This window comes from Pirellulales bacterium (assembly GCA_035499655.1).
GTDB lineage: Bacteria > Planctomycetota > Planctomycetia > Pirellulales > JADZDJ01 > DATJYL01.
Genome location: DATJYL010000179.1, coordinates 16,030 through 28,296, shown reverse-complemented (window position 1 = coordinate 28,296; position 12,267 = coordinate 16,030). Strand labels below are relative to the sequence as shown.

The window sequence follows — 12,267 nt, the reverse complement described above, 5'->3', positions numbered from 1 at the left end:
CTAATGTTTGTTAGCGGTTTTACACTGGCCGGCTTTGTGCTGGCCGGGTGTGATAAAATTATGCCTTCGCAAGGCAACGGGGCGCCGGGAGCGGCCGCTGGCGGGCCCGCAGGAGGCGGAGCGCCGGGACAACCGTCACCCAAGCCGCCGGAAGTGTTGGTCAGTATGCCAACGACTTCGGAGGTGACTGAGTATGAAGACTTCACAGGCCGCACGATGGCCAAGCCGACGATTGATATTCGGCCGCGTGTGACGGGGTATTTGGACAAGATTTATTTCACGGAAGGGGCGGACGTGAAGGAAGGGGATTTATTGTACGAAATCGATCCGCGGCCGTATCAGGCGGAAGTCGATCGCGCGCAAAGCAACGTTTCGCAGGCTGAGGCGCATTTGAATCGGCTGAATTTAGACATGCAGCGGGCTAAGCTGATGTTGCCCAACCACACCATCAGCCAGGAGCAATACGATCAGGTGATTGGCGACCAGTCGGAAGCTGACGCTGCCGTGGGTGTGGCCAAAGCGAGTTTGGATTTGGCGAAACTGAATTTGAGTTACACCAAGATTACGGCGCCGATTAGCGGCCGATTGAGCCGCACGATGTACGATCAAGGCAACCTGGTGAAAGCGGATGACACGGTATTGACGACGATCGTGGCCTTGGACCCCATTTACGCCACCTTCGGCGTGGATGAACGATTGCTGGTGAAGGTTCATTCCTACGTTGCCAAAGGGATGGTGAAAACCAACGAAAAAGGACAGGTTGCGGTCCTGATGGGTTTAGTGAATGAAGATGGTTTTCCGCACCCGGGGAATGTGAGCTTCATCGACAACCATCTGGATACGGGCACGGGAACCTTGGAAGTGCGCGGCGAGTTTCCGAATTCCAAGCGGGCGATTTTGCCGGGATTGTATGCGCGCATTCGGCTACCGCTCGGTGAGCCGTATCAGGCGCTGACGATTCCGGAGCAGGCGTTGGGGTCCGATCAGGATAAAAAATTCATTTACGTGGTGGACGATCAAAACAAAATAGTGTACCGGCCGGTGGAAATTGGCCGCTTGCAGGGAACCCAGCGTGTCATATTGAAGGGCATTTCCGCTGGCGAGCGCGTGGTGGTGAGCGGATTGCAGCGCGTGCGGCCAGGCGTGGTCGTGGAACCGAAGATGGTGACATCGACGGCGAGCAATTAGAAGCCAGCGGTTAGCAATTAGCGATTACCCGTAGCAGTTTGTATTGATCGCCGTGGTTCGTTGCTGATTTCTGAGTCAGACCAGCGAGGCGAACTTGATTTCTCGATTTTTTATCGACCGGCCGATTTTCGCCTCGGTGCTATCCATTGTGATCACGCTGGCCGGCGCCATCAGTTTGTTCCATTTGCCGATTGCGCAATTTCCGACAATCACGCCGCCGACCATTCAGGTCACATGCAATTATCCGGGCGCCAGCGCGCTGGATGTTTCGACTTCGGTGGCGGCTCCCATCGAAGAGCAAGTCGACGGCGTGGAAGGCATGTACTACATGTCGTCCAACAGCACCAACGACGGTTCTTACACGTTGACGGTGACGTTTCGGCACGGCATCGATTTGAACATGGCCCAGGTGTTGGTGCAAAACCGCGTCAATTTGGCGCTGCCGTCGCTGCCCGACGTCATTCGGCAAACGGGCGTGACGGTGAAAAAGCAATCTCCCGATATTCTGGTGGGCTTGGCCATCACGACGACGGACGAACAGCGGTACGACCAATTGTATCTCAGCAATTTCGCTTTAATGCAAATTCGTGACGAGCTGTCGCGGCTGGACGGCATTAGCGACGTGAAGCTGTTCGGCGAACGCGATTACAGCATGCGGATTTGGGTCGATCCGAACAAGCTGGCCGCCCGAAACTTAAGCGCCGGCGACGTGGTGCGTGCCATTCACGAGCAGAACCAGCAAGTGGCCACCGGCATGATTGGCGCGCCGCCGGTGCAAAGCAAGCAAGATTTTGAAATCACGATGAGTACGCTGGGGCGGCTGAGCGACGTCGAGCAGTTCGAAAACATTATTATAAAAACCGACGGCCGCGGAGATAACGTCCGCATTAAAGACATTGGTCGTGTGCAGTTGGGCTCGAAGAACGAAGACGTCGACGTGAAGCTGGACGGCAAGCCGACCGTGTTTTTGGCGATTTTTCAATTGCCGGACGCCAATGCGCTCGAAACGTACGACCAGGTGATTTCGAAAATGCACGACCTGGAAAGGAGTTTTCCGGAAGGGGTGAAGTGGGAAGTTGCGTTCGACACCACGCCGTACACGCGGGAATCGATCAACGAGGTGTTTAAAACTTTGCGCGACGCCGTGGCCTTGGTGGCGGTGGTGGTGCTGATATTTTTGCGAAACTGGCGGTCGTCGCTGATTCCTATGGTGGCCGTGCCGGTGGCGATTATCGGCACGTTTGTCGCCATGGCCGCGCTGGGATTCAGCTTAAATAACCTAACGCTGTTTGGATTGGTGCTGGCGATTGGCATTGTGGTGGACGATGCCATCGTGGTGGTCGAGGCGGTGGAGCATCACATTGAAACGGGCCTGCCGCCGCGCGAGGCGACCATTAAGGCGATGGATCAGGTCTCTGGGCCGGTGATTGCCGTGGGGCTGGTGCTGAGCGCCGTGTTTGTGCCTTGCGCTTTCATTAGCGGCATCACAGGACAATTCTTCCGGCAATTTGCGCTGACGATTTCAGTATCGACGGTGATTTCGGCGTTTAATTCGCTCACGCTTAGTCCGGCGCTGGCGGCACTGCTGCTCAAGCCGATTGACAAGAAACGCAAACATACCACACCGCCGCTGCCGTGGCCGGCGTTTGTCATTGCAGGCGGCTGGGCTGGGTGGGAGTATTTGACGCCGCATCTGTCGGGCTGGTTGCAATCGCATGGCGTGGGACCGGAAATGATGCCGTATATTGCCGCGGCATTAGGGGCCGTGGGAGGCGGCATTGTCAGTTGGCCGCTGAACCGGCTGCTGGCGCTGTTGTTTGCCGGATTCAATCTATTCTTCAACGGCCTAAGCATTGGATACACCTGGATCGTCGGGCTGATGCTGTATGTCACGCCGGTCGTGTTATTGCTTTATGGCGGGCTGCTGTATTTGACGTACCAAGATTTGGAACACACGCCCAAGGGATTTATTCCCGGCCAAGACATGGGTTACTTGCTGTGCAACGTGCAGTTGCCAGATTCGGCTTCAATGGAGCGCAGCGAAAAAGTGATGGCCCAGCTCAGTGACATCGCGCAGCATACGCCGGGCGTGAAACATGCATCGGCGATCACCGGCATGTCGTTCGTGCTGAGCGCGTTTGGCTCGAACTTCGGCTCGGTATTTATCGGGTTGCAGGATTATTCGGAGCGGCGCGATCCGAGTTTATCGAGCGATCGAATCATCGCTTCGTTGACGCAGCAATTCGCCGCCAAAATTTACGACGCCCAAGTAATGGTGTTTCCGCCGCCACCGGTGCGCGGCGTGGGGCGGGCCGGCGGGTTCATGCTGATGGTGGAAGACCGCGGGGATTTAGGTCCGAATAAGTTGCAGGAACAAACCGAAAATTTGGTCGCGGCGGCGTCGCAGCAGAACCCTGGGAAAATCATGGTTTTTCCTTCCCCGTTCCGGGCGAACGTGCCGCAGCTAAAAATTGAGCCGGACATCCACGAGTGCATGGAAAAGGGGGTTACGCTGCGAGATTTTGCCGACACGTTGCAAATTTACCAGGGCTCTTTGTACGTCAACGATTTCAATTTGTTCGGGCGCACGTGGGAAGTAATTGTGCAAGCGGAGCCGCAATTCCGCGACCGCATTGAAGACCTGCCGCGGCTGGAAGTTCGCAGCCACTCCGGCGACATGGTGCCGCTGGGTTCGCTGGCGAGCATTCAGCAAGTGAACGGGCCGCTGCTTATCTCGCGCTACAATAGCTACCCGTCGGCGCCTGTCAACGGCACAGGCTTGCCGGGGGTCAGTTCGGCGGATGCCATTGAAATGATGGCGAAGACGGCGAAGGACGTATTGCCGCCGTCGATGACCTTCGAATGGACCGACATGGCCTATTTGGAATTGCTGGCCGGAAACACGGCGATGGTGATTTTCGGGCTGGCGGTGGTGATGGTGTTTTTGGTGCTGGCGGCGCAATACGAAAGTTGGTCGCTGCCGATGGCGGTGATTCTGGTCGTGCCGATGTGCCTGCTCAGCGCCATTGTTGGGGTGCGGATGGCGGCGATGGACATCAATATTTTCACGCGCATCGGCTTTGTGGTGCTGGTGGGATTGGCCAGCAAAAACGCGATTTTGATTGTGGAATTCGCCAAGCATCGACGGGAAGAAGGGGAATCGCGCCGTCAGGCCACGTTGGAAGCGTGCCATTTGCGGTTGCGGCCCATCATTATGACTTCGCTGGCGTTTATTTTAGGCGTGCTGCCGCTGATGTTGGCCACCGGCGCCGGCGCGGAAATGCGGCGCACGCTGGGCACCGCGGTATTCAGCGGCATGCTGGGCGTGACGGTGTTTGGCATATTTTTGACACCGGTGTTTTTCTCGACCATCGATTGGCTAGGCGGCACGCCGCTGTTTGCATCGTGGTTGGCGCGGTTTGTCGGTCGGTGGTCGATCAACATTGTCAGCTTGCGGCCGGTGCGGGAGTATGCACACCGGGTACGGGTTCGCAGGGCAGCAAAGCCGGTGGTCCGAAGGTCATCGGCCGACACGGTCGTTGCCAATACCACCGCTGTCGTTGCTTCCAATGGAAATGGGCTGGCTAACACACACGTTGATGCGGCTGAAATTCCAAAACCGGTGTCCGAGCCTTCGATCACGGATTCTTTGGTGCTAAACCGCAAGCGTGGGATCAGCCCCGCTGTAGAGCGCAGAACCGAATTGCTGAACCCTGAACCCTGAATACAGAACCCTGAACTCTTGAGCGATGTTTTCTAATTTTTTCATCAAGCGGCCGATTTTCGCCAGCGTGCTGTCGATCATCATCACGTTGGCCGGCGGTGTGGCGCTGTATACGCTGCCGATTGCGCAGTATCCGCTGATTACGCCGCCGACGATCGAGGTTTCGGCCAACTATCCGGGGGCCAACGCGCAAGTGGTGGCGGACACGGTGGCGGCGCCCGTGGAGCAACAAGTGGTGGGTGTGGAAGGCATGTTGTACATGTCGAGCCAGTGCACGAACGACGGGACATACGTGCTGACGGTGACGTTCCACAACGGCGTCGATTTGAACATGGCCCAAGTGCTGGTGCAAAACCGCGAGGCGCTGGCCGAGCCGATTTTGCCCGACCTGGTGAAGCGCCGCGGCATTACGGTGAAGAAGAAATCGCCCAGCACGCTGATGATTGTGAATTTGTTTTCGCCTGACGGCAGCCGGGACAATTTGTATTTGAGCAATTACGCCACGATCCAATTGAAGGACGAATTGTCGCGGCTGGACGGCGTGGGGGATATTGCGTACATCGGCCAGCGCGATTACAGCATGCGGCTGTGGCTCGATCCGGAGAAAATGGCCACGCTCAATCTCTCGGCCAACGACGTGGTGCAGGCCATCGAGCAACAAAATACGCAGGTGGCCGCCGGGCAAATCGGCCAGCCGCCGGTCAACACGGGGCAGACATTTCAATACACCATTTCGACGATGGGTCGTCTGGCCGACCCCGACGAATTCGCGGACATGATTTTGAAGGCCGACACCTCGGGCCGCATTGTTCGGGTGCGCGACGTGGCACGCATTGAGCTGGGGGCGCAGGGTTATGATCAAACATGCCGGCTGGATGGGCGGCCATCGGTGGCGCTGTCGATTTATCAGTTGCCCGGTTCCAACGCGCTGGATATTGCCCAGCGCGTGCGGACTAAGATGGATGATTTGAAGAAACGGTTCCCCCAGGGGATCGATTATTCCATTGTGTACGACACCACGCCGTTTATCGACGAATCGATCAGTGAGGTGTTCAAAACGTTGCGCGACGCCGTGGTGTTGGTGGCGATTGTGGTCTTGGTGTTTTTGCAAAATTGGCGGTCGGCCATTATTCCGCTGATTGCTGTGCCGGTGGCGATTGTGGGCACGTTTGCCGTAATGGCGGCGATGGGCTTCAGCTTGAACAATCTTACGCTGTTCGGACTGGTGTTGGCGATTGGCATTGTGGTGGACGACGCCATTGTGGTGGTGGAAGCGGTGGAGCACCACATTGAAAACGGATTGTCGCCGCAAGATGCGACCATTAAGGCGATGGAGCAGGTTTCGGGACCGGTCATTGCGGTGGGTTTGGTGTTAAGCGCGGTGTTCATTCCCTGCGCGTTTATCAGCGGCATTATGGGACAGTTTTTCCGGCAGTTTGCGCTGACGATTTCGGTTTCGACGGTGATTTCGGCGTTTAATTCGCTCACGCTTAGCCCAGCGCTCACGGCGTTATTATTACGGCCCCGAGATAAACATGCCGCGCCGCCGCTACCCTGGCCGGCGTTTGTGATTGCCGGCGCGTGGGCGGGGTGGGAGTTTTTATCCAAGTGGTTGGCGGCGGCGGGGAACCATTTGCCGATTGAAATTACGGCCACCAGCGCGCCGTGGATGGCGGCGGCGTTGGGGGCGGCGGGTGGGGCTGTGGTGGCGTGGCCGCTGAACAAGGTGTTCGGCTTCGCTTTCCGATGGTTCAATCGCGGGTTTGATTATACCTCGAGGTTTTACACGTGGACCGTTGGCAAACTGTTGCGGATTTCGCTACTAGCGCTGGCGGGTTACGGGTTCCTGTTGTACCTGACGTATGTCGGCTTCAATGTGGCGCCTAAGGGATTTATTCCGTCACAAGATAAGGGTTATTTGGTCGTCAATTTGCAACTGCCTGATTCGGCCTCGGTGGGCCGCACCGAGCAAGTGATGGAGCGGATTGAAAAAGAGGCCATCGAGATGCCGGGTGTCAAACATACGGTGGGGATCTCGGGCCAATCGATTTTGCTGGGGGCGAATTCGCCGAATTTCGGTTCGATGTATGTGATGCTGGACGATTTTCACGATCGGTTATCGCCCGGTTTGTCGGCCGACGCGATTGCCGCTCAGCTCCAGGAAAAACTGCAGAGCGACGTTACCGAGGGAATTGTCAATGTGCTGGGCGCGCCGCCGTTGGAAGGTCTGGGCAACGTGGGCGGCTTCAAAATCATGATCGAAGACCGAGGCAACAGCGGCTTGCAAGGGCTGCAAGACGTGGCCGATGCGGTGGTCGCCGACGGATTGCAAACGCCCGGTTTGCGCGACGTATTCACCAGTTTTCGGGCCAACACGCCGTGGTTGTATTTGGATATCGATCGGACGGCGGCCAAAACGCTGGGCGTGTCGATGGCGGAAGTGTTCAACACGCTGCAAGTGTATTTGGGCTCATTGTACGTGAACGATTTCAATCTGTTTGGCCGCACCTGGCAGGTGAACGTGCAGGCGGAGAAAGATTTTCGCCAGCAGATCGACGATTTGAAGCAGCTGAAGGTCCGCACCGACCGGGGTGCAATGGTGCCGTTCGGCTCGTTTGCCCAGGTGCGCGACATTACCGGGCCGGCGCTGATCAACCGTTACAACATGTATCCGGCGGCGCCGGTTAACGGCAGCGCCGATCCAGGCGTCAGCTCCGGGCAAGCCATCGAGATGATGCAGGACGTGGTGAACAAAAACTTGAGTTGGTCGATGCGCTCCGAGTGGACGGAACTGGCGCTGTTGCAATTGCAGACGGGCAACACGGCGATGATGGTATTTTTGCTGGCCGTAGTGCTGGTGTTTTTGGTGTTGGCCGCGCAATACGAAAGCTGGTCGCTGCCGCTGGCCGTGATTTTGGTGGTGCCGATGTGCTTGTTGTGCTCGATTGCGGCGGTGCTGTTTGCGAAGCTGGATATCAACATTTTCACGCAGGTGGGCTTTGTCGTGTTGATTGGGCTGGCGTGCAAAAATGCGATTTTAATTGTGGAATTCGCGCGGGCGCGGCGGACAGGCGGAATGAGCCGGTTTGACGCCACGCTAGCGGCTTGCCGCTTGCGATTGCGCCCGATTGTGATGACGTCGTTTGCATTTATCTTGGGTGTGGTACCGCTGGTGCTGTCGGTGGGGGCCGGAGCCGAAATGCGGCGCACGTTGGGCACCGCCGTGTTCGGCGGCATGTTGGGCGTGACACTGTTCGGAATTTTCCTAACCCCGGTGTTTTTCTACGTGATCGAGGGAATCAACGATGTAATGCGCCGCATCCGGCGCTGGCGGGAAGGGGAGCCGAAAGACCCCAGAGAGCCGAAGGATCGCGCCCCTGCGACGCCGTCGAGCAAGCCCTTAATTCAGCGGCCGGTGCAGGAGGCGCTGGTTACGGTGGTGGAGGCAGGCGGACACTAAGCGACGGCAATTTTTCATGAATGGCTTTTGTCTTGGTCGGCTGGCGGCAATCCTGTTTGCCATTTTCGCGATTGTCGTTTTAGCTGCTCTTAGCGCCGCCGCGGAACCGAACCAATCGGTGACACCAACACCGAAGCCGACCCGCGAAGATGTCATTGCGGCCATGCATTCCTTCGATGCGGCCAACGATTCGGCGACAGCAACCAGCCGTGTCGATTGCAGCACGCTCGCGGGTAAAGTGATGGCCGGATATCAAGGTTGGTTTACGTGCGCAGGCGACTCGGCGGAGTTGGGGTGGCATCACTATCAATCGCACGGGGAGTTTCGGCCGGGCCGGTGCAACATCGATTTTTGGCCTGACGTCAGCGAATTGGACGCCGATGAAAAATTCGCCACGCCATTTCCACACGCCGATGGGAGCGTGGCCTACGTGTTTAGTTCCGATCAGGCGAAAACCATCCTGCGGCATTTCCAGTGGATGCAGCAATACGGTTTGGACGGCGTGTTTGTGCAGCGGTTTGTGGTGGAAACCATTCCGCCGCTAAATTTGCGGCATTGCAACACAGTGTTGAATTCCTGCCGCGAGGGGGCCAACCGTTACGGCAGGTGCTACGCGGTGATGTACGATCTGTCGGGCGTTCAAGCCGGCGGGATGCAGTCGGCCATCGACGATTGGAAGCTGCTGGTCGATAAAATGCGCATCGGCCACGATGAGCGAGACCACGCTTATTTGCATCACGGCGGCAAGCCGGTGGTGGCCGTGTGGGGCGTGGGGTTCAACGATCATCGGGCTTACACGCTGGCCGATTGCGACCGCTTTATCAATTTTTTGAAGAACGATCCAATCTACGGCGGCAACACCGTGATGGTTGGCGTGCCGACCGGTTGGCGAACGCTGGATCGCGATACTACTGCGGACCCGGCGTTGACGGCCACGCTGCTCAAGGCCGATATCATTAGCCCGTGGACTGTAGGGCGATATTCGACGCTGGAAGGCGTTGACAAGCATGCCCAGCACGATATTCGGCCCGATATCCAATGGTGCCGCGACCACGGCAAGGAGTATTTGCCGGTGGTATTTCCCGGATTCAGTTGGCACAACATGAATCCGAAATCTCCTTCGGACCAAATTCCCCGGCTGAAGGGAGAGTTTTTGTGGCGGCAGTACGTCGACGCCAAGCAGGCCGGGGCCACGATGATTTATCAGGCCATGTTCGATGAAATGGATGAAGGGACGGCTATTTTCAAATGCACGGGGGACCCGCCCGTGGGTGAGAGCAAGTTTTTGACATTTGAAGGCTTGCCAAGCGACTATTATCTGTGGCTGGTGGGGATGGGGGGCAAGCTGCTGCGCGGGGAAATTCCACCTTCCGCATACCCGCCGAAACAGCCGGAAACCACACCACCGTCAACACGGTCCAAGGGCAACACATCGCTCGGCGGAGATTGAATCTGGAGTTGTGGTCTGGCATTTGCAGACGCCCGATTTGCGAGAAACCAGGTGGCAGTTCTTTGACAGCACGTTCGATTTGTCATATCTTAATGGCAGTGGGCCGGCGCAAGCGTGGTTTCATTTAGGCAACACGTCTTTTCTACTTCGAAATTCTTTTCACGCTTGTCCGCTTCGCACGACCGAGACCGCATTTCCTTTCGTTACAACCGAGTACACCCGCATCGAGCGGGAACAACCGCGCGGTGCGTTGATTTAGGAATTTGGGTCGATTGAGGTAACTACTCGCCCTGATTTTTTCCAGGCGAGCGGCGGCGTGCGTCGTGTTGACTTGATCTGGCGCATCGTCGTGAGATGAGTTCACGGTGCGCATTGCGCGGATTTTCTTTCTCGGGAGATCGTATCGATGGTCATCCGTTCCAGCGAGACCGGCGGCATTACATCAGCCAATGAAAACGGCAAGCAGGTTCCGTATCCTGGCATTGCGACGACTTGCGACGGCGCGGAAGCCGTGGTGCACGTGGAAATTTACGTGACGCAAGGAGCTGGGGCGTTTCCGATCACCAGCTCCACCACCATGGGCGGCGGATACAACAATGCCGTGATGAACGGCTGGAAGAATTTGTGGGGAGACACGCTGATTTTTGTGGAGCCGGAAAGCGAGCATTCTGCCGCCTCGTTTTGTGAAGGCTTCGCGGCCAGCGGCGGCCGGGTGACCAATTTCACGTCGGGCCAAGGCTTGGTGTTGATGAAAGAAGTCCTGTACACCATTGCCGGCAAACGGTTGCCCGTGGTGATGAACATTGGAGCGCGGGCGCTAACCAGCCATTCGCTCAACGTGCATGCCGGGCATGACGACGTGATGAGCGTGGCCGATTGCGGCTGGGGCATGCTGTTTGGCCGCAACGCCCAGGAAGCGGGCGATTTATGTCTGATTTGCCGGCGAGCGGCGGAAGCCTCGGTCACGCCGTTTTTCAACGTGCAGGACGGCTTCCTCACGACGCATACCGTGGAACGGGTGCGCTTGCCGGAGCCGGAATTCATGAAGCAGTACATCGGCAGTCCCGCGGAAAAGCTGGTGAATTTGATGGATCCGGCCAATCCAATGATGTCGGGCGTGGTGCAAAATCAAGATTCGTACATGAAGGGGAAAATAGCGCAGCGGTGGTATTACGACCGGGTTAGTCCGGCGCTGCGAGATGCCTTCGACGTGTTTTATGAGAACACGGGGCGGCGATACGATTTTGTGCTGCCGTATCGCTGCGAAGACGCGGAGTACATTATCGTCGGCATGGGCTGTTACATGGAAACGTGCGAGGCCACGGTCGATTACTTGCGAAACACGCGGGGCATTAAAGTGGGCTGCCTGACGGTGTGCTGTTTCCGGCCGTTTCCCAGTCGGCAGATTGTCGAAGCCTTGCAGCATTGCAAAGCGTTCACCGTGCTGGAGCGGATGGACGATCCGCTTTCGACCACAGGCAATCATTTAACGCGGGAAATTAAAGCGGCGTTTTGTGACGCTGTGACCGGGCAAAACGGCTTGGAAAAAATCGAACGCATTCCGCAAATTTATTCCGGCGCGGCGGGGCTGGGGAGCCGTGACGTGCGGCCCGGCGATATCATTGCCGTGGTCGAAAACATGCAAGAAGAAGGTCGGGATTACTTCTGCGTGGGCATCGATCATGCACTGGCGCTGAAAGTGACCGAAGACCCCGATTTGCGCGAGACGGGCACATTTTCGATGCGTGGGCATAGCATCGGCGGGTTTGGCTCGGTGACCACGAATAAAGTGATCGCCACGATTGGCGGCGACGTGTTCGGAAAGGACGTGCAGGCGTATCCCAAGTACGGCTCGGAAAAGAAGGGACTGCCGACGACGTATTACCTGACGATTGCAGAGCGGCACATTTATTTGCACAGCGAATTGGAATACGTCGATTTGGTCGTGTTGAACGACACCACGGCCTTATTCAGCGGCAATCCGCTGGAGGGTTTGATCGGCGGCGGGGCGATTGTGATGCAATCGATCTATACCGATCCGCACGACGTGTGGCAGCGCATTCCGGAGCACCACAAAGCCACGATCCGTGAGAAGCACTTGCGCGTGTTTTATGCCGACATGGTGCAAATTGCCCGCGAGGTGGCGTCGGTGGCCGATTTGCAAATGCGCATGCAGGGCATTGTGCTGTTGGGAGCGTTCCTCAAGCTGACCCCCTACGGCCGGCAAAGCGGAATGAGCGACGAGCAAGTGTACGCCGGCGTGGAAAAGGCGCTGCGGAAATATTTCGGCAAGCGCGGTGACCGGGTGGTGCAAGACAATATGAAATGCGTCATGCGGGGCTACCAAGAACTGCACGAAGTGCCGCAGGCGATGATGGAAGAAGCCGTAACGGTTTAAGAAAGTATTTGAACCGCAGAGACGCGGAGGCGCGAAGAAAACAATCA

The 12,267-nt window shown here is 57.1% G+C and carries 5 protein-coding genes; all 5 read left to right on the top strand.

Annotated elements, in window-relative coordinates; genetic code table 11:
• Positions 1-3: 3 nt before the first annotated feature.
• Positions 4-1,188 carry an efflux RND transporter periplasmic adaptor subunit gene (locus VMJ32_12595; protein HTQ39859.1) on the top strand — a complete coding sequence of 395 codons (1,185 nt, stop codon included), beginning with the start codon at positions 4-6 and terminating at the stop codon, positions 1,186-1,188.
• A 94-nt stretch (positions 1,189-1,282) separates the two neighbouring features.
• Positions 1,283-4,912, top strand: a complete 3,630-nt coding sequence (locus VMJ32_12590; protein ID HTQ39858.1) for a multidrug efflux RND transporter permease subunit — start codon at positions 1,283-1,285, stop codon at positions 4,910-4,912.
• A 25-nt stretch (positions 4,913-4,937) separates the two neighbouring features.
• On the top strand, positions 4,938-8,372 hold the full coding sequence (locus VMJ32_12585) for a multidrug efflux RND transporter permease subunit (GenBank protein HTQ39857.1): 3,435 nt from the start codon (positions 4,938-4,940) through the stop codon (positions 8,370-8,372).
• Between the two features lie 16 nt (positions 8,373-8,388).
• Entirely contained in the window at positions 8,389-9,822 is a 1,434-nt protein-coding gene (locus tag VMJ32_12580; protein HTQ39856.1) for a glycoside hydrolase family 71/99-like protein, read from the top strand.
• Between the two features lie 406 nt (positions 9,823-10,228).
• Positions 10,229-12,220: a 2-oxoacid:acceptor oxidoreductase family protein gene (locus VMJ32_12575; GenBank protein ID HTQ39855.1), complete on the top strand. Its 1,992-nt coding sequence runs from the start codon at positions 10,229-10,231 to the stop codon at positions 12,218-12,220.
• Positions 12,221-12,267: the final 47 nt, after the last annotated feature.